Raw genomic sequence first — 18,138 nt, 5'->3', positions numbered from 1 at the left:
AGTCTCCCTGACGAGGGAAAGTCTCTCACGGACTTCCGCCCCGGACGATCATCGCATAAGAGCGTGACTTAGATGAATGCGCCGCGCCCGCTTTTTGAGAACGCCCGCCGCGTCGCCAGGCTCCTGGCGACCTGCGGGGCCGCGAGCCTCCTCTCGGCCTGCGTGGCCAATCCGTTCGTCGATGCGAAGGTCGACCCGAACTCGCCCGTGGCGGCCGAAGTCGCCAAGGTGGCGAACGCCCGTCAGGACTATCCCAGCTTCCGCGACATCCCGGCCGTGCCGAAGGACCTGCGACCGGTGGGCCTCTACGGCCGTGAGGCTGAGCGTGTGAAGGCGGCCGGGGCCGAGCTGATCCGGGCGACCGAGCCCGACACCTGGACCCTGCAGGCCAGCGAGTCGTTCGCCGAGAGGGCCCGTCGAGACGCCGGCCCCGAGCTGCCGGCAACGGCCACGCAAGATTCGGACGCCTTCGCCCGCGGGCTTCGGGAACGAGCTACCCCGCCTCCGCCGCGCTGAGGCGTCGCGGAGGCATAGAATTCCCGAAACGCGGCTTGGCGGACTCCGGCCCGGAGTCTATCGATGCCGAACCCCAGCTCATACCGGAGCCGCATGGGCATGAGTGCGGCGAAGGCCTCCTGACATGACACCCGAGTTCCACCGTATCCGACGCCTGCCTCCCTACGTTTTCGAGGAGGTCAACAAGATCAAGGGCCGCCTGCGCGGCCAGGGCGTCGACATCATCGACTTCGGCATGGGCAATCCCGACATGCCGACCCCCAAGCACATCGTCGACAAGCTGGTCGAAACGGCGCGCGACCCGAAGGCCGGGCGCTACTCGGCCTCCAAGGGCATCGGCGGCCTGCGCAAGGCCATGGCCGGCTACTACGGCAAGCGCTTCGGCGTGAAGCTGAACCCGGACACCGAGGTGATCGCCACCCTGGGCTCGAAGGAGGGTTTCGCGAACCTGGCGCAAGCGCTGACCGCGCCCGGCGATGTCATCGTCTGCCCCAATCCGGCCTATCCGATCCACGCCTACGGCTTCATCATGGCTGGCGGGGTGATCCGTCACGTGCCGGCTCCGTCGCCCGAGGAGTACCTCGCCGGGATCAGCCGCGCGGTGAAGCACTCGGCGCCGCCGCCCAGCGTGCTGATTGTCAGCTATCCGTCGAACCCGACGGCCCAGTGGGTGGACCTCGACTTCTACAAGGAGGTGGTGGCGCTGGCGAAGAAGCACGAGATGCTCGTGCTCTCGGACATCGCCTACTCGGAGATCTACTTCGACAACAACCCGCCGCCTTCGATCCTGCAGGTGGATGGGGCGAAGGACATCGCCGTCGAGGTCAACTCGCTGTCGAAGACCTACGCGATGGCGGGTTGGCGGGTCGGCATGGTCGTCGGCAACGAGCGCATGTGCGCGGCGCTCGCCCGGGTGAAATCCTATCTCGACTACGGAGCGTACACGCCCATCCAGGTGGCGGCCGCAGCCGCGCTGAACGGGCCGCAGGACTGCGTGGAGGAGATCCGGGCGATCTACAAGAGCCGCCGCGACACCCTGATCGACGCGATGAAGCGGGCCGGGTGGGACATTCCCGCGCCGCCGGCCTCCATGTTCGCCTGGGCGCCGCTTCCGGAAGCCTACAGGGAGGCCGGCTCGATGCTGTTCTCCAAGCTGCTGGTCGAGGAGGCGGGGGTGGCCGTCGCGCCCGGCATCGCCTTCGGCGAGTACGGTGAGGGCTATGTGCGGATCGGTCTCGTCGAGAACGAGCAGCGCATCCGTCAGGCCGCCCGCAACGTGAAGAAGTTCCTGTCTAACGCCGACGAGATCCTGGGACGGGCGCACAACGCGCTCGCAGCGCAGTCATGAGCAAGACCTGGCGTATCGGCGTGGCGGGCCTGGGCACCGTCGGCGCCGGCCTTCTGAAGTTCCTGGACGAGCGGCCGGGCTTCGCACCCGCCGGGGGGCAGGCGCTGGTGACCGGGGTGTCGGCGCGCTCCCGCTCGCGGCCACGTCCGTTCGACATCTCGAAGCTCGCCTGGTTCGACGACCCGGTGGCGCTGGCCCAGTCGGACGAGACGGATGTCTTTGTCGAACTGATCGGCGGCTCTGACGGGCCCGCCAAGGCGGCGGTGGAGGCGGCGCTTTCGGCCGGGAAGCCGGTCGTCACGGCCAACAAGGCGCTGATCGCCGAGCATGGCGCCGAGCTGGCCGCGCTCGCCGAGGCCCAGGGCGCGCCGCTGCTGTTCGAGGCCGCCGTCATGGGCGGCACGCCGGCGGTGAAGATGGTCCGCGAGGCGCTTGTCGGCGACGAGATCAAGTCGGTCGCCGGCATCCTCAATGGCACGTGCAACTACATACTGACCGAGATGGAGGCGACCGGCCGCTCGTTCGCCGAGGTGCTCGCCGAGGCCCAGCGGCTGGGCTATGCCGAGGCCGATCCGACGATGGACGTGGGCGGGTTCGACGCCGCCCACAAGATCAGCATCCTCGCGGCGCTGGCCTTCGGCTGCGCGCCGAACTACGCGGCCGCCGAGATCGAGGGGATCGACCAGGTCGACCTGCTCGACATCCACATGGCGAAGGACCTGGGCTACCGGATCAAGCTGGTGGCTTCCGCCGACCGCTCCGCGGATGGCGTCCTTGTGCGGGTGCATCCGTCCCTGGCGCCGCTGAACCATCCCCTGGCCCAGGCCGGCGGGGCGCTGAACGCGCTCTTCATCGAAGGGGCGCGGGTCGGCCGGATCTTCGTCCAGGGGCGCCGGCGCGGGCGCCGGGCCGACGGCCGCCGCGGTGGCGGCCGACATCGCCGACGTGATGACCGGCGCCGTGCGCCCGGTCTTCCAGGCGCCGGCGCAGACGCTCCAGCCGTTCGAGCCGGTGGACCCGTCCAAGAACCTCAGCCGCGCCTATCTGCGGTTCCTGGTGAAGGATGAGCCCGGCGTGATCGCCGCCGTCTCGGAAACCCTGGCTGAGGCCGGCGTCTCGATCGAGAGCTTCCTGCAGAAGCCGGTGGAGAACGCCAACGGCGTCCCGATCGTTCTGACGACCCATGCGGTGGCGGAATCGGTGCTCACCGCCGCCATCGCACGCATCGCCGACCTGCCGGCGGTGCTGGAATCGCCCCGGATGTTGCGCATCGCACGCATCTGAGAATGACGCGGCGCGCAGCTTCCGCTAAGGCGCATCGCCAAGAGGCTGGAGACGCTACGGAATGAGTTCTGAAGGGCTGGACCGCGGGCTGGTGCTTGACGCCGCGCGGGTGACCGAAATCGCGGCGATCGCGGCGTGGAAGCTGGTCGGACGCGGCGACGAGAAGGCCGCCGACCAGGCGGCCGTGGACGCCATGCGCACCGCGCTGAACGACCTGGAGATCGACGGCGAGATCGTCATCGGGGAGGGCGAGCGCGACGAAGCGCCCATGCTCTACATCGGCGAGAAGGTCGGTAAGGGCAAAGGCGCGAAGATCGACATCGCCCTCGACCCCCTGGAAGGCACGACGCTGACCGCCAAGGCCATGGCCAACGCCTGCGCCGTGATGGCCTGGGCGCCCAAGGGCACGCTGCTCAACGCGCCCGACACCTACATGGACAAGATCGCCTGCGGGCCCGGATACCCGGCCGGCGTGATCGACCTGGACAAGACGCCTGCCGAGAACGTCCAGGCGCTGGCCCAGGCCAAGGGCGTGGAGCCGACCGAGATCACGGTTTGCATCCTGGACCGCCCGCGGCACGCCGACATCATCGCCTCTGTCCGTTCGGTAGGGGCGCGCGTGCATCTGATCACCGACGGCGACGTGGCCGGCGTGATCAACACGACGGACCCGGAAACCGGCATCGACCTCTACGTGGGACAGGGCGGGGCGCCCGAGGGCGTCTTGGCGTGCGCTGCGCTCAAGTGCGTCGGCGGCCAGTTCCAGGGCCGTCTGGTGTTCCGCAACGCCGATGAGCGCGCACGCGCCGGCCGCGTCGGCATCACCGACCTCGACAAGAAGTACGACCTGCACGAGATGGTCCGCGCGGACGCGATCTTTGCGGCCACGGGCGTCACCAAGGGCGCGCTGCTGGACGGCGTGCGGTTCTCGGACGGGCATGTCCACACGCACACCCTGGTGATGGACAGCGCCACCCAGACGGTGCGCGACGTGCGGATGAAGCGGCCGATCTGACCCAACGACCGCGTTTGACGTAAACGCCTGCGACCCTGCCGCTGCTGGCGACTCAGTCGCCAGCAGCGGATAGTGGGCGGATGGCGGACGGCGGCGGACAGTTGGGCTACCTGGGCGTCTCCCGCTCGCTGTCGGGCCGGGCCTGGCGAGAGCGCGCGGCCTGCGCCGACCTGACCCGCCGCCACCAGCTGTCGCTTGGACTTTCCGAGCCGCTTGCCCGGGCGCTGGCCTCGCGCGGCATCGAGGATGGGCAGGGCGGCCACTATCTCAATCCTACCCTGAAGGCGCTGTTCCCCGACCCGTCGGGCTTCGCCGACATGGACCGCGCCGCCGAGATCCTGGTGAGCGCGCTAGAGGCCAAGCGCCGGATCGTGGTCTTCGCCGACTACGACGTCGACGGGGCGTCCTCGGCGGCTCTCCTCGTGCGGTGGTTCCGGGCCATGGGCCAGGAGATCGCGATCTATGTCCCCGACCGGATCACCGAAGGCTATGGCCCCTCGCCGGCGGCGTTCAGGCGCCTGAAGGCCGAGGGCGCGGAACTGGTCGTGACGGTGGACTGCGGGGCCGCGGCGCACGATGCGCTCGCCTGCGCAGCCGAGATCGGCCTGCCCGTCGTCGTCATCGATCACCACCTGATGCGGCCGGGCGAGGCGCCGAAGGTCGAGGCCCTCGTTAACCCGAACCGGCCGGACTGTACGTCAGGGCAGGGGCATCTGGCTGCGGCGGGCGTGACCTTCGTGCTGCTGGCGGCGCTGAATCGCGAAGCGAGGAAGCGCGGGCTGGCCTCGGAGCCGGACCTGCGGGCCTGGCTCGACCTCGCGGCCATGGGCGCCATCTGCGACGTGACCCGCCTGACCGGCTTCAACCGCGCCCTGGCGGCCCAGGGCCTGAAGGTGATGTCGGGCTGGAAGAACCCCGGCCTCATGGCGCTGCGCGACGTCGCGAAGGCCACGGGCGCGGCCTCGACCTTCCACGTGGGATTCCTGCTGGGGCCGAGGATCAACGCCGGCGGACGGATCGGCCGCTCGGATCTCGGGGCTCGGCTGCTGTCGACCGATGACGTCGAGGAGGCGGCGATGCTGGCGGCCGAGCTCGACGCACTGAACGCTTCGCGCAAGCAGGTCGAGGCCGATGTGCTGGACGCGGCGGTGCGGTGGATCGAGCAACAGAGCAACCAGACCGACGCGGCCTGCCTGGTGGTCGCCCAGGATGACTGGCATCCCGGCGTGATCGGCATCGTCGCAGGGCGTCTGCGCGAACGCTATCGCAAGCCCTGCATCGTCATCGGCGTGGACCGGGCGGCCAACGTCGGCAAGGGCTCCGGCCGCTCGCAGCCAGGCGTCAACCTGGGGCAAGCGGTGCAGGCCGCTTACGAGGAAGGCCTCCTCCTGGCTGGAGGCGGCCACGCCATGGCCGCGGGGCTGTCGGTGCGGCCGGACGCGATTCCTGAGCTGCGCGCGTTCCTGTGCGAACGGCTGGCCGACGAACAGGCCGTCGCCGCGGCCGAGGATGGCCTCGAGATCGATGCGCTGGTCACCGCGCGCGGCTGCGACCGACGCCTCTGGACCGAATTCCAACGCCTGGCGCCGTTCGGGCCAGGGAACCCGGAACCGATGTTCGCCGCCGCCGACGTGCGGATCGAACGCCCGATGGCCCTGAAGGGCGGCCACGTGCGCTGCACCCTAACGGACGGCTCCGGCGGCAAGCTCAAGGCCGTGGCCTGGCGGATGGGCGACACCGAGGCCGGAAAGCGGCTGTTGCAGGAAGGCGGCGCCGTGCATGTCGCCGGCCGATTGAAACCCGACGACTGGCAGGGTCGCGAGAGCGTTGAGCTGGAAATCGAGGACGTGGCGGATCCGCGAAGAATTTAGTCCGTCAGGGCCTTGCGCGGCCTCGGGAGCGCGGATATAGACCCGGCCTCGCGCACGCGGTCCCTTCGTCTATCGGTTAGGACGCCAGGTTTTCAACCTGGAGAGAGGGGTTCGACTCCCCTAGGGACTGCCACGCGACTTCCCCGAATTGAGTGGAAATACGGCCTTGCGCCGCGCGACGTCACGCGATTCCCCATTGACGCCCGCTTCGTTACAAGAACACTGTTATAGTTGGCCCGGCCGATTGTTTCGGGGAGATGGGGCCGAGGGGCGAATGGCTGGTTTAGATTTCGAGCAGGTGGACGTGCCCGACCCGGTGCGGATCACCGGCCGCGTCAAGTGGTTCGACGCAGGCAAGGGTTACGGCTTCATCGTCCCCGACGATCCCGCCCAGACCGAAACGAAGGACGTGCTGCTGCACGTGACCAGCCTCCGCAGCTCCGGACGCGAGCATTGCCTGGAAGGCTCGATGATCACCTGCGACGTCGTACGTCGGCCAAAGGGCTGGCAGGTCGCCGAGGTCCTGTCGCTGGACGAGAGCACGGCGACGCCCGAGCGGCCGCGCGCGGAAGGCGCTCGCCGGGGTGACGGCCTGGGTTTCGCTGGGGCCCGCCCGCCGCGTCGGACGATGGAGGCCACGGGCCCGCTGGAGCAGGCGAAGGTCAAGTGGTTCAACCGGGCGAAAGGCTACGGCTTCGTGGTCCGCGACAGCCAGCCGGGCGACATCTTCGTCCACATCGAGACTCTGCGCCGGTCAGGCATGGAAGACCTCCAGCCTGGTGACAGCGTCATGGTGCGGTTCGCCGAGGGTCCGAAGGGTCTTGTTGTGGCCGAGATCGAAGCGTCTAGTCTGAGCTGAGACGACCGCTTCGGAGACCTGCTTCTTGAGAGTTGCAATGACCGGCCGCGTTTTGCTGGCCGCCGCCGCACTGTGGGTTGCGACGGGGCCTGCGCAGGCCCAGCTGCCGCGTCAGAATCCGGCCGACTGCAAGGGGCAGCCCGAGCTTAAACCCCTCGAGCCGTTGAGCGTCACCACGCCGAAGGGCGCGTTCAAATTCATGGTCGAGATCGCCGACAGTCCGCGCGAGCGTGAGTTCGGCCTCATGTGCCGTAAGGGGCTCGCGGCGGACCGCGGCATGCTGTTCGTCTTCCCGAAGGCAGACTTCCAGGCGTTCTGGATGCGCAATACGCTCATCCCCCTGGACATCATCTACATCGGGCCTGACGGCGCCGTCGTTTCCATCGTGCGCAACGCCCGCCCGCTCGACGAACGGCCGCTGCCGTCGAGCGCGCCGGCTCAATTCGTCCTGGAGCTCGCGGCGGGGAGGGCCGCCCAGCTCGGGCTGCTACCGGGTGACAAGGTGCAGCATCGGGCCATCCCCGTTGGCTGACCTGATCCCCGAGCCGCCGCAGGGATTCGTCCAATCCGACGCCCGCGGCCCCTTCTCGACGCACAATGGACCCTATTTTCATCGTGTCGGCGATGATCCGGACACCGTCGGTCAGGCGTTCTTCGCGCTCCCCAGGCACGCCAACGGACTGGGCCTGGTGCATGGCGGGATGCTGTCGGCGTTCATGGACGGTCTGCTGGCCATGGCGGTGGGGCGCGGCACGGGACAAGTGGCGATGACGATCCATCTTTCGACCGACTTCCTTCACATGGCGAGGCTCGGCGAATGGGTGGTGGGCGAGGCGCGGATGACGCGGGCGACCAAGGACATCGGCTTCGCCGAAGGCGTCGCGCGCTCGCGGGGCGTGGACGTCGTGCGCGCATCGGGCGTCTTCAAGCTGATGGCGCGCCGGGGCTAGGTTGCTGGTTGCGTTTGCGGAAATCCTGAAACGCCCATATTGCAGGGCCTCCAACGCATACGGGGTGTAGCGCAGCCTGGTAGCGCATCTGCTTTGGGAGCAGAGGGTCGCAGGTTCGAATCCTGCCGCCCCGACCAGCGTTGGGGCCGAACGTTAGAGGATCTGGGATCAGTCGCATGCTCGCGCGCATCTTTCGCCCGTCCAAGACCGCCATGCAGTCGGGGCGCGCCAAGACGAACGAATGGGTGCTCGAGTTCGAGCCGAAGGACGCTCGCAGACCCGATCCGCTGATGGGCTGGACCCAAACCTCGGACACAGAGAGCAGCCAGGTGAGGTTGACCTTCGAGGCGAAGGAAGACGCCGTGCGCTACGCCGAGCAGCACGGCATCGCCTTCCAGCTCGTCGATCCGAAGCCCGCCAAACGGATCATCAAGGCCTATGCGGACAACTTCGCATTCGGCCGCAGGATTCCCCTGGACGCACTGACCCGTTCAACTTCTTGAGCGCCCGTAGCTCAGCTGGATAGAGCACGTGCCTTCTAAGCATGTGGTCGCAGGTTCGAATCCTGCCGGGCGCGCCACCTTCCGAGGCTGGAGCCGCCGCCATGACTCGCCCTGAGGCCGATCCGGACGCCGTGACCGTCACTGAGACAGGGGTCGGCAAGTTCCAGGTCGAGGTGCTAGCGGGCGGCGCGGTCTTCCTGGCTGACGAGCCGACAGATGTCGGCGGGCTGGGCTCGGGCCCCAACCCGTACGATCTCCTGGCCTCAGCCCTGGGCGCGTGCACGGTCATGACCTTGCGCCTCTACGCAGAGCGGAAGGGCTGGCCGCTGAAGCGGGCGACCGTCCGGGTTCTGCACTCTCGGGCCCCCAGCGCGAAGGACTGCTTCGCGCGGGAAGTGACGCTGGAGGGGCCGCTCGATGGCGATCAACGTCGCCGGCTGATGGAGATCGCCGACAAATGTCCCGTCCACCGTACGCTGGCGGGCGGATCGGAGATCATCACCGTCCAGGCCTCGCCGCCCGATCTGGCCGCCCTGGAACGCTCGGGCGTCGGCCACATGCAGGCGATGGAAGAGGCCTGCGCCGACTGACCGGCCGCAGTAATCCCCAGAAAATTCGACGAACAAGCGTCACCTTTCGCCATTCCTCCGCCGCAGACTCACCTGCCCATCGTATGACCGGGGTGAGACGAGGAAGGCTGCCATGAGCGATGCGACCTACGTGTCCTTCGTCCCTCGCGCCAAGCGGCAGAAGCTGCGTCAGGTGCTGGAGGGCGAGGACACCGGACCGATCCGCTGGAGCGAGAAGCGCGGCTGGTTCGGCAGCGAGTTCTACTTCTCCGGCCCATCCGAACTGGCGCGCAAGACCCACGCCTATATCACCGCCTGGCTGGCGCAGGGCTGACGGCGGAGCCAGGGACTTGCCGGGACGCGCCCGCGCCTCCTAGAGACGCAGATGGCTTGGACCCGGCGATATGAGGAACCCGAACCGCAACGGGTGAACAAGTGGCTCGCGCAGAGCGGCGTGTGCTCCCGGCGCGAAGCGGAAGCGCTCATCGCCGACGGGCTCGTGAGCATCGACGGGGAGACCGTCGCCGACGCCGGCCGCAAGATCCTGCCGGGGCAAACCCTGACGCTCGCCGATCGCGCCGCCGAGTCGCTGGTCGGCTTCACGGCGGTGCTCAACAAGCCGGTGGGATATGTTTCCGGTCAGCCCGAGCCAGGCCACACCCCCGCGGTGCGGCTGTTGACCAAGGGAAACCTCGTCGGGAAGGGCGAAGCGCCCGCGTCCGGCGCCAGCCTGCCGCCGCTGGGCCGCCTCGACGAGGACAGCCGCGGGCTTCTGATCCTGTCCAGCGACGGGGTGCTGGCCAAGGCGGTGATCGGACCTGAGAGCGACCTCGAGAAGGAGTATCTGGTCCGCGTCACGGGCCAGGTGGAGGAGCGCAAGCTCGGACGCCTGCGGCACGGCCTCGAGCTGGACGGCCGCAAGCTGAAGCCGGCCAAGGTGTCGGTCGTCGAGGGAAACACGCTGCGCTTCGTGCTCAAGGAGGGTCGCAAACGCCAGATCCGTCGGATGTGCGACCTCGTGGGACTTCGGGTCGTCGACCTGCTGCGAGTCCGCGTGGGCCCGCTGAATCTGGGCGACCTGCCGGAGGGCCGCTGGCGGCTGCTCCGCCCCGACGAGCGGGACGCGATCATCCGCGCCTCTATTCCGTCCGGTCCGAGGACGGTTCCTTCGCCACCACGACAGACTTGATGTTGACGAACTCGCGGATGCCGAAGCGAGTGAGCTCCCGGCCGTACCCCGAGTGCTTCACGCCGCCGAAGGGCAGGCGGACGTCGGAGCGGACGTTCTGGTTCACGAAGCTCATCCCGGCGTCCAGCAGAATCCGACGCAAGCCGCTCGCCGCGCGCGAGATCGCCGGTGAGAACGCCAGAGCCGAGGCCGAACTCGCTGTCGTTGGCGATGCGGATCGCCTCCGCCTCGTCGGCGGCCTCGATCACGGCTGCGACAGGACCGAAGACCTCCTCGTCATAGACGGCCATGCCTGGCCTCACGTCGGCCAGAACGGTCGGCGGATACCATGCGCCCGGCTTGTCGGGGACCACCCCTCCGGTCAGCAGGCGGGCGCCGGCGTCGAGGCTGCGCTTCACCTGGTCGTGCACGCCATCGCGGTCGGCGACGCGGACCAGCGGACCGAGCTTGGTGTCGTCGCGACGCGGATCGCCCATGACGAAGGCCGCCATCTCGCGCGCCAGCGCCTGTTCGAACGCCTCGCGGACCGCCGTCAGCACGATGAAACGCTTGCCCGCGATGCAGCTCTGGCCGGCGTTCACCATCCTCGCCTGGGCCGCCACCTTGGCCGCCGCGCGAATGTCGGCGTCGTCGAGAACGAGATAGGCGTCGCTGCCGCCGAGTTCCAGGACGCACTTCTTCAGCACGGCGCCGGCCTGCGCCGCGACCTTGCGACCGGCCTCGACGCTGCCGGTCAGGCTGACGGCGGCGATCACGGGATCCTCGATCAGGGCCTGCACGCCGGAGGCGGGGATCAGCACAGTGCGGAACACGTCGGCCGGGAAGCCGGCAGCCTTGAACACCTCTTCGATGGCCAGCGCCGAGCCCGGAACGTTGGACGCGTGCTTGAGGAGCCCGGTATTGCCGGCCATCAGGGTCGGTGCGGCGAAGCGGAAGACCTGCCAGAACGGGAAATTCCAAGGCATCACCGCCAGCACCGTGCCGAGGGGGCGATAGACGACCTTGGCGCGCTGGGCGCCGGGAAACTCGAGATCCTCCTCGGCGAGGTAGGCGCCGGCATGGTCGGCGAACCAATCGCAGGCCGTCGCGCACTTTTCCACCTCGGCGCGACCGTCGGCGAGGATCTTGCCCATCTCGGCGCACATCAGCTCGGCCAGATGGTCCTTGCGATCGCGCAGGACCTCGCCTGCGGCGCGCATCAGGCGGGCGCGCTCCTCGAAGGAGGTCTTGGACCAGCCTTCGAAGGCCGCTCGGGCGGATCGCGCGATCTCCCGGGCCTCCTGCGGCGTGTGACCCTCGTACCGCTTGCCGGGTTCGCCCGTGGCCGGATCGACGGTCTGGAAGGTCGGGCGTTCGGTCATGTGAAGTCTCCGGAGACGCGGACATGGGTGGCGCGCCGGTCGGCGTCGAGTTCGACGACCATATCGGCGCGCGAGGGCAGCTCCGCCAGAAGCCAGCGGGTCAGGCGCTCGTAGTGCTGCACGAAGCGCGCGATCTCGGCGTCGTTCATGCCCGCTCCCGTGCGATCGCGCAGCTTAGCCTCCTGCTCCGCCCGCCAGCCGGCGACCACCTCGAACCCTGGCGCCTGGAGGAAGGCCAGCGCGTCGAGTCGGCGGAACAGCGCCTGGTAGGGCCCGGCGAGCTGGCGGTTCACATAGGTTCGCCAGACAGCGTCGGGGTCCTCCTCGGTCTCCAGTTCGTTGACGGGCCGGCTGAGGTCGGCGGGGGGGCTGTGGCGCGGCCCCGATGCACCAGCCCTCCAGGATCACCACCTCGACCGGACCGGCGACGGTGCGCCACTCGGGCTTCGGCCGCCGCTCGTCCGTCGACTTGTCGAAGGCGGGCAGGGCGGCGGCGCTGGGTTCGGCGAGCGCGTCGAGTACGCCGCAGGCCATCGCGACGTCGTGTGTCCCCGGCGGGCCACGGGTGGCGAGCAGCGGGTGGACCTGGCCGGCCAGCCAGGTGCGCGCCTCTCGGCCGAGGTAGAAGTCGTCCAGCGAGACAGCGATCGCCACGCGCTGCTGGGCCTGCAGCAGTTTCACGGTCGCCTGGGCGATGGTCGACTTGCCGGACCCCTGGGCGCCGCAGAGGCCGACGACAACCGAGCCGCGGATGTCGGCCAGCCGTGCGGCCTGGCCGGCGAGGGGGCGGCACACCCGCTCGACCGTGTCGGCGAAGCGCGCGGGCAGGCGCTCCGCCGCCAGGAACGGTTCGAGCCAGGCCTCGATGGGGTCCTATCCTCTAGTAGCCGCCGATCACCGGCAGGATCTCGCCGGTGATGTAGCTGGCCGTCTGGGGCGACGCCAGGAAGACGAAGGCCGGTGCGATCTCCTCCGGCTGCGCCGGGCGACCGATGGGCGTGTCCTTGCCGAACTCGGGCGTCTTGTCCGGCTTGTCGGCGGGATTCAACGGCGTCCAGACCGGTCCCGGAGCCACGGCGTTCACCCGGATGCCCTTCTTGATCAGGCTGCCCGACAGCGACCGGGTGAAGGCGTGGATGCCGCCCTTGGTCATCGAATAGTCCAGCAGCTCCTGCGAGCCGCGGATCCCCGTCACCGACCCGCAGTTGAGGATCGAACCGCCGGCCTTCAGGTGCGGGACCGCCGCCTTGGCCATGTTGAAATAGCCGTAGAGGTTGGTCTTCAGCGTGCGATCGAAGTGATCGTACTCGATGTCCTCGATCGATTTCGCGTGCATCTGGAAGGCGGCGTTGTTGACAAGGATATCCAGCTTGCCGAACGCCTCCAGGGTCTTGGCGACCGCGTCTTGCGCATAGGCGGGATCGGAGACGTCGCCCGGCAGCAGGATCGCCTTCCGGCCCTCTTTTTCAACCGCTTGCTGGGTGATCTTCGCGTCTTCGTGCTCTTCGAGGTAGGCGATGGCGACATCGCAGCCCTCCCGGGCGAACAGCACGGCGATCGCGCGCCCGATGCCGCTGTCGCCGCCCGTGACGATGGCCGCCATCCCCGCGAGCTTGCCCGATCCCTTGTAGTAGGGCGCGTCCCACATCGGCTTGAGGTCGAGGTCGCCTTCGCGCCCGGGCTTCTCCAGACTCTCGCGTGGGAGGGGCGGCGTCGGATAGGCGCGGGCGCCGGTCTGCGGCGGCTCCTCGTCGTCTGGCTCGAACGACCGCGCTTCCTTGGCCTCGATCCTGTCCTGGATTTCGCGCTCGTGATCTGCGACGCGCTGGGCGTCTTGGCGGTGTTCGCCCTGGTGCTCGTTGCTGGGCTCGCTCATGAGGTCCGTCCTCCTCTGGCTTGTTGGCTCGGCGGACCAATCCGGCAGGACGGGCGAGGTTCCGCCCTAGGGCAGAAGCGCGGCGTATGCGTCGAGCCCGCGGCGCAGGTCGGCGATCAGATCCTCCGGCGCCTCCAGGCCAATGTGCAGCCGCATGAGCGGCCCGCGAAGGTCCCGGGCGAAGCTGCGGCGCCGGAGCTGCGGGTCGCACCAGATAGCCAGGCTTTCAAAGCCGCCCCAGGAGAAGCCGAGGCCGAAGACCTGAAGGGCGTCGAGGAAGCCGTCGACCGCCGCCTGTGGCGCGGGCCGCAGGGTGAAGCCGAAAAGCCCACAGGCGCCCTTATAGTCGCGCGCCCAGAGTTCGTGACCCTGCGCGCCCGGCAGGGCCGGATGCAGGACCTCGAGCACCTCGGGCTGCCCCTTCAGCCACGCGGCGACTTCAAGGCCGGCCGCGCCCTGCGCGGCCAGCCGGGTCGGCAGGGTGCGCAACCCACGCAGCATCAGATAAGCGTCTTCGCCCGACACCGACCAGCCGAGGTGGTGCACGCCGTCGTCCAGCTTGCGGACGAGGGCCGGGTCGCGAGCGGCGGCCGAGCCCATGAAGACGTCCGAATGGCCGCCGACATACTTGGTGAGGGCCTGCAGCGAGAGGTCGACGCCGTGCTCGAGCGGTCGGAACAGGAAACCGGCGCCCCAGGTATTGTCGATCGCCGTGAGGATCCCGCGCGCCCGCGCGAGTTCGGCGATCTGCGAAACGTCCTGGACCTCGAACGTCAGGGAGCCGGGGCTCTCCATGAGGATCAGGCGCGTCGACGGCGAAGCGCCGCTCACAAGGTCGGCCGGCGGCTGCAGCGGGTCGTAGTAGGTCACGGCCACGCCGAAACGGGCCAGCACCTCGTCGCAGAAGCGGCGGACGGGCTTGTAGATGCTGTCGACCACCAGGACCTCGTCGCCGGCGCGAAGGACCGCGAGAAGAGCACCCGAGATGGCCGAGAGCCCGGAGGGGTACAAACTTACGCCTACGGCGCCTTCCATGGCGGCCAGCGCCGCCTTCAGGGCGTTCTGGGCGGCTAGGCCGGCGCGCCCGTAGGTTACGCAGCTGTCCTCATCGTAGAGCGAGGCCGCGTCAGGGAGCAGAACGGTCGAGCCCTTCTGCACCGGGGGCCCCACCGTGCGGCTCAGCGGCTGCGGATGGCTCCCGGCGTGGATCAGGCGGGTCTGGTCGGAAGAGCCGGAAGGAGGGCCGGAGGACATGCGGGGTTGCAGCCGTGGGCGACGCTGGCGAAAGTGCCGGTCGCACTTAGACCTCCGCGTTTCCCCGATTCAAGGAGCAGGGATGATCCGGCTGGCGCTGACGGCCGCCATGGCGCTCTTGCTTGCAGGGTGCGACAGCCGCCCGGCGCCGGAGCCCGAGCCGAAAGCGCCGCCGGTGAAGGCGACGACGGCTGCGCCTGACTATGCCGCGTCTGAAAGCCCCACCCTCAAGGCTGTCCGCGCGCGCGGCTACCTCGCCTGCGGAGTTCATCCGGCGCTGCCCGGCTTCGCGTTCAAGGACGCCCGCGGCGATTGGCGCGGCTTCGACGTCGACATTTGCCGCGCTTTGGCTGCCGCCGTACTCGGCGACGCGACGAAGGTCAGGTTCACGCCGATCGACGGCGGGGATCGCTTCGCCGCGCTCAAGGCGGGCCGGATCGATGTGCTCTCGCGCAACACGTCGCTGACGCTCTCGCGCGATGCCGGCCTGGGCCTGACCTTCCCCGTGACGACCTATTTCGACGGTCAGGGGTTCCTGGGCGCCGCAGGCGCTGGGCCTTTCCAGCGCGGAAGAACTGAGCGGCGCCCGCATCTGTATCCAGGCGGGGTCGGCCAGCGAGGCGAACCTGGCCGACTTCTTCCGTGTCCGGGGGATGCGCTACCGGCCCGTCGTGGTGGCGACCGAGGCCGAGGCGCGGGAGCGTTATGAAGCCGACGCGTGCGACGCTTTCAGCGCGGACATCTCCGCGTTGGCTGCGTCCCGCTCGTTGCTGGCGAACCCCGGGGCCCACGTGATCCTGCCCAACGTCATCTCCAAGGAACCGCTGGGGCCGGTCGTGCGGCAGGAAGACCCCGCCTGGGCTGACGTCGTGGCGTGGACGGTGCGGGCGCTGATCCTGGCCGAGGAGCTGGGGCTGAGCTCGCGGACCGTGGAACAGGCGCGGGAGACGGCCACCGATCCGGAGACGCGACGCCTGCTGGGTGTGGAAGGCGAACTCGGCGTGCTGCTCGGGCTTAAGGTCGACTGGGCCTATCAGGCGATCAAGCAGGTCGGCGCCTATCACGAGCTCTTCCGCCGCGATCTCGGAGCCGACTCCGCCCTGAAACTGGACCGCGGTCTGAATGCGCTCTGGACCGCGCCCAAGCCGGGCCTGATGTACGCCCCCCGATCCGCTAGAGCGCGAGGACCATGGCGCAGCGGTCCGACAGCCCCTTGTCGGCCTCTGCGGCCAGGATGGCCTGCAGCTCAGGCAGGCGGGCGTCCTCTACGAACCCCAGCGAGGCGTAGAAGGGGCCGTTCCAAGGCACGCTCCGAAAGGTCGTGAGGCTGAGCTGCGCGAGGCCGGCGTCTCGCGCCCAGCGGACGACATGGCCGATCAGCCGACGGCCGACGCCGCGGCCCTGTGCCCCGAGGTCCACGTCGACTTCGTCGATGTGCAGGCGATCGCCCGTCGCGGTGGCGGCAAGGAAGGCGACCACCTGGCCTTCGCTTTCGACGACCCAGAGCGTTCCGGCTTTCAACTGCGGCCGCCATGCCTCAGGCGGCGAGGCGTGGACAAGAAGGAAGGCGGGGACGTCACGGCCTTGGAACGCCTGGGCGGCTGAGCGTTCGATCCGCGGCAGGTGGGGAAGGTCTTCGGGACGAGCTGGGCGAATCTCGATGGATCAGCCTCCGGTCACGACGGCGGTGTCGGGGCGGCCGCCCCATTCCGTCCACGATCCGTCGTAGACCGCCACGTCGTCGACGCCGAGCCGAGCCAACGCAAGGGCCAGCACGGCGGCGGTGACCCCGGAGCCGCAGGTGGTCACGATGGGGCGGCCAAGGTCCACGCCGGCTCCGGCGAAGGCCTCGCGCAGCTCTCCTTCGGGTTTCAGCGTGCCGTCTGCGGCGACGACACCGTCGAAAGGCAGGTTCAAGGCGCCGGGCATATGGCCGGAGCGGAGACCGGCGCGAGGCTCCGGAGCCTGGCCCGAGAAGCGCGCCTGCGAGCGGGCGTCCAGCAACTGGGCGTCGCCCGCCTCCAGATGCCGCCGCACCTCCGCAAGATCGCGTACGAGTTCGGCACGGAAGGCGGTGTCGGTGGCGACCGGCGCGGGGGCTGCGGCGTCGCTGACGACGACGCGGCCCTCGGCGCGCCATTTGCGCAGGCCGCCATCCAGAACGAACACGTTCGGGTAACCCATGGCCCGCAGGGTCCACCAGACGCGCGGAGCTGAATAGAGGCCGTGTGCGTCGTAAACGACGATGGTGCTGCTGCGGCCGAGCCCTAGCGACCCGGCGGCTTCCGCGAAGGCCTCGGCGGTGGGCAGCATGTGCGGCAGGTCGGTCGTGGGATCGGCGATGACGTTGATGTCGAAGAAGACCGCCCCCGGGATGTGGGCCGCCTCGTAGGTGTCACGACCACGGCCAGGCTGCCCGACCAGCGGCAGGGTCGCGTCGACGATGCGGATCTCCGGATCGTGGAGGCGCGCCTCCAACCAGTCTGTGGAGACCATCGGATCCGTCATTGCGGTCACTCCAGCCAGGGCGGGCAGGGGAGGCCCTTCTCGCGCAGGAACGCGGGGTTGAAGATCTTCGATTGGTAACGTTGGCCGTGGTCGCAGAGCACGGTCACGATGGTGTGGCCGGGCCCCAGATCCTTGGCCATCCGGATCGCTCCGGCGACGTTGATGCCCGTGGAGCCGCCCATGACCAGCCCCTCGAACTCCATCAGATCGTAGATGGCGAGCAGCATCTCCTCGTCCGAGATGCGGTAGGCGCGGTCGATCTTCAGACCCTCCAGATTGGCCGTGATGCGGCCCTGGCCAATTCCTTCGCTGATGGAGCTGCCCTCGGCCTTCAGTTCGCCATCGGCGTAGTAGCTGTAAAGCGCCGCGCCGTGAGGATCGGCTAGGCCGACGACGACGTCGGGCTTGTGGGCGCGCAGCGCCTCAGCCACGCCGGCCAGCGTTCCGCCCGATCCGACGGCGCAGATGAAGCCGTCGACCTTGCCGCCTGTCTGACGCCAGATCTCCGGCCCGGTGCCGTGGACGTGGGCTTCGCGATTGGCGACGTTGTCGAACTGGTTCGCCCAGACGGCGCCCGCCGGTTCGCGCTCATTAAGTTCGGCCGCCAACCTCCCGGAATACTTCACATAGTTGTTCTCGTTCGCGTAGGGCACGGCGTCCACCTCGACGAGGTCGGCGCCATAGAGCCGGATGGCGTCCTTCTTCTCCTGGCTCTGGGTGCGGGGGATCACGATCGTGCACGTGTAGCCGAGCGCCTTGCCGACCATCGCCAGGCCGATGCCGGTGTTGCCGGCGGTGCCTTCGACGATGCGGCCGCCCGGCCGCAACAGGCCCCTACGTTCCGCGTCGCGGACGATCTGCAGGGCCGCCCGATCCTTGACCGACTGACCGGGGTTCATGAACTCGGCCTTGGCAAGGATTTCGCAGCCGGTCAGTTCGCTGGCGCGGCGCAGGCGGAGGAGCGGCGTGTTGCCGATCAGATCGAGGACGCTGTTGGCGACTTGCATGGCCGCTACTTAGGCAAGCCCGGCGCGT

General features: G+C 69.0%; 18 protein-coding genes, 3 tRNA genes and 3 pseudogenes. 16 read left to right on the top strand and 8 right to left on the bottom strand.

Annotation, left to right across the window (positions count from 1 at the left end; translation table 11 throughout):
* The first annotated feature begins 72 nt into the window (after positions 1 to 72).
* The 15 genes and pseudogenes from LRS10_RS17310 to LRS10_RS17240 all read left to right on the top strand — a co-directional run bounded on the left by LRS10_RS17310 (position 73) and on the right by LRS10_RS17240 (position 10,104).
* The gene (locus tag LRS10_RS17310) at positions 73 to 516 is read left to right on the top strand and encodes a hypothetical protein (RefSeq protein WP_257838344.1); all 444 of its coding nucleotides are present in this window, start codon (positions 73 to 75) and stop codon (positions 514 to 516) included.
* A gap of 124 nt (positions 517 to 640) precedes the next feature.
* Positions 641 to 1,864 (top strand): LL-diaminopimelate aminotransferase, encoded by a 1,224-nt coding sequence (locus LRS10_RS17305; protein ID WP_257838343.1) that lies wholly within the window; start codon positions 641 to 643, stop codon positions 1,862 to 1,864.
* Positions 1,861 to 3,148 (top strand): annotated as a pseudogene (locus LRS10_RS17300) (homoserine dehydrogenase). Before LRS10_RS17305 ends, LRS10_RS17300 begins: the two are co-directional and overlap by 4 nt.
* A 61-nt stretch (positions 3,149 to 3,209) precedes the next feature.
* The gene (glpX, locus tag LRS10_RS17295; RefSeq protein ID WP_257838342.1) at positions 3,210 to 4,163 is read left to right on the top strand and encodes a class II fructose-bisphosphatase; all 954 of its coding nucleotides are present in this window, start codon (positions 3,210 to 3,212) and stop codon (positions 4,161 to 4,163) included.
* Between the two features lie 80 nt (positions 4,164 to 4,243).
* Positions 4,244 to 6,034 (top strand): single-stranded-DNA-specific exonuclease RecJ, encoded by a 1,791-nt coding sequence (recJ, locus tag LRS10_RS17290; protein WP_257838341.1) that lies wholly within the window; start codon positions 4,244 to 4,246, stop codon positions 6,032 to 6,034.
* Between the two features lie 58 nt (positions 6,035 to 6,092).
* Positions 6,093 to 6,167 (top strand) — tRNA-Glu (locus tag LRS10_RS17285).
* 141 nt (positions 6,168 to 6,308) lie between these two features.
* Positions 6,309 to 6,893, top strand: a complete 585-nt coding sequence (locus tag LRS10_RS17280; protein ID WP_257838340.1) for a cold-shock protein — start codon at positions 6,309 to 6,311, stop codon at positions 6,891 to 6,893.
* Positions 6,894 to 6,930: 37 nt separating this feature from the next.
* A complete protein-coding gene (locus LRS10_RS17275) occupies positions 6,931 to 7,425 on the top strand; it encodes a DUF192 domain-containing protein (protein ID WP_257838339.1) in 495 nt (164 codons plus the stop codon).
* Complete coding sequence (locus tag LRS10_RS17270) at positions 7,418 to 7,843, top strand: PaaI family thioesterase (RefSeq protein ID WP_257838338.1); 426 nt, start codon at positions 7,418 to 7,420, stop codon at positions 7,841 to 7,843. The genes LRS10_RS17275 and LRS10_RS17270 overlap by 8 nt, the downstream gene beginning before the upstream one ends.
* 60 nt (positions 7,844 to 7,903) lie before the next feature.
* Positions 7,904 to 7,980 (top strand) — tRNA-Pro (locus tag LRS10_RS17265).
* 39 nt (positions 7,981 to 8,019) lie between these two features.
* Positions 8,020 to 8,329, top strand: a pseudogene (locus tag LRS10_RS17260) (ETC complex I subunit).
* 17 nt (positions 8,330 to 8,346) lie between these two features.
* Positions 8,347 to 8,423 (top strand) — tRNA-Arg (locus tag LRS10_RS17255).
* Between the two features lie 24 nt (positions 8,424 to 8,447).
* On the top strand, positions 8,448 to 8,936 hold the full coding sequence (locus LRS10_RS17250) for an OsmC family protein (protein ID WP_257838336.1): 489 nt from the start codon (positions 8,448 to 8,450) through the stop codon (positions 8,934 to 8,936).
* 112 nt (positions 8,937 to 9,048) lie between these two features.
* On the top strand, positions 9,049 to 9,249 hold the full coding sequence (locus LRS10_RS17245; protein WP_257838335.1) for a hypothetical protein: 201 nt from the start codon (positions 9,049 to 9,051) through the stop codon (positions 9,247 to 9,249).
* Positions 9,250 to 9,300: 51 nt separating this feature from the next.
* Entirely contained in the window at positions 9,301 to 10,104 is an 804-nt protein-coding gene (locus LRS10_RS17240; RefSeq protein WP_257838334.1) for a pseudouridine synthase, read from the top strand.
* On the opposite strand, the pseudogene LRS10_RS25245 reads toward LRS10_RS17240, so the two are convergent.
* The 5 genes and pseudogenes from LRS10_RS25245 to metC all read right to left on the bottom strand — a co-directional run bounded on the left by LRS10_RS25245 (position 10,055) and on the right by metC (position 14,595).
* Positions 10,055 to 11,465: pseudogene (locus tag LRS10_RS25245) on the bottom strand (NAD-dependent succinate-semialdehyde dehydrogenase). The gene LRS10_RS17240 and the pseudogene LRS10_RS25245 overlap by 50 nt on opposite strands.
* Complete coding sequence (locus tag LRS10_RS25240; RefSeq protein ID WP_374570261.1) at positions 11,462 to 11,614, bottom strand: hypothetical protein; 153 nt, start codon at positions 11,612 to 11,614, stop codon at positions 11,462 to 11,464. Before LRS10_RS25240 ends, LRS10_RS25245 begins: the two are co-directional and overlap by 4 nt.
* Before the next feature lie 25 nt (positions 11,615 to 11,639).
* Positions 11,640 to 12,260, bottom strand: a complete 621-nt coding sequence (locus LRS10_RS17230) for a hypothetical protein (protein ID WP_308237976.1) — start codon at positions 12,258 to 12,260, stop codon at positions 11,640 to 11,642.
* An 85-nt stretch (positions 12,261 to 12,345) separates the two neighbouring features.
* Complete coding sequence (locus LRS10_RS17225) at positions 12,346 to 13,341, bottom strand: SDR family oxidoreductase (protein WP_257838332.1); 996 nt, start codon at positions 13,339 to 13,341, stop codon at positions 12,346 to 12,348.
* Positions 13,342 to 13,407: 66 nt separating this feature from the next.
* Entirely contained in the window at positions 13,408 to 14,595 is a 1,188-nt protein-coding gene (gene metC / locus LRS10_RS17220) for a cystathionine beta-lyase (protein WP_257838331.1), read from the bottom strand.
* Positions 14,596 to 14,677: 82 nt separating this feature from the next.
* On the opposite strand from metC, the gene LRS10_RS17215 reads away from it, so the two are divergent.
* Positions 14,678 to 15,304: a transporter substrate-binding domain-containing protein gene (locus LRS10_RS17215; protein ID WP_257838330.1), complete on the top strand. Its 627-nt coding sequence runs from the start codon at positions 14,678 to 14,680 to the stop codon at positions 15,302 to 15,304.
* 464 nt (positions 15,305 to 15,768) lie between these two features.
* Here the strand turns inward: LRS10_RS17215 and LRS10_RS17205 are convergent, their stop codons facing one another.
* Genes LRS10_RS17205 through LRS10_RS17195 form a run of 3 tightly spaced genes read right to left on the bottom strand, consistent with a single transcriptional unit; the run spans position 15,769 to position 18,110 of the window.
* On the bottom strand, positions 15,769 to 16,209 hold the full coding sequence (locus LRS10_RS17205; RefSeq protein ID WP_257839197.1) for a GNAT family N-acetyltransferase: 441 nt from the start codon (positions 16,207 to 16,209) through the stop codon (positions 15,769 to 15,771).
* A gap of 51 nt (positions 16,210 to 16,260) precedes the next feature.
* Positions 16,261 to 17,103 (bottom strand): 3-mercaptopyruvate sulfurtransferase, encoded by an 843-nt coding sequence (gene sseA, locus LRS10_RS17200; RefSeq protein WP_257838329.1) that lies wholly within the window; start codon positions 17,101 to 17,103, stop codon positions 16,261 to 16,263.
* Positions 17,104 to 17,108: 5 nt separating this feature from the next.
* Entirely contained in the window at positions 17,109 to 18,110 is a 1,002-nt protein-coding gene (locus LRS10_RS17195) for a cysteine synthase A (protein WP_257838328.1), read from the bottom strand.
* Between the last annotated feature and the right edge of the window lie 28 nt (positions 18,111 to 18,138).

Origin of the sequence: Phenylobacterium sp. J426 (genome assembly GCF_024699945.1) — a bacterium.
In the GTDB taxonomy this organism is placed as follows: domain Bacteria; phylum Pseudomonadota; class Alphaproteobacteria; order Caulobacterales; family Caulobacteraceae; genus Phenylobacterium.
The sequence above is the reverse complement of the archived record's forward strand: the minus strand, read 5'-3'. Positions and strand labels throughout refer to the sequence as shown.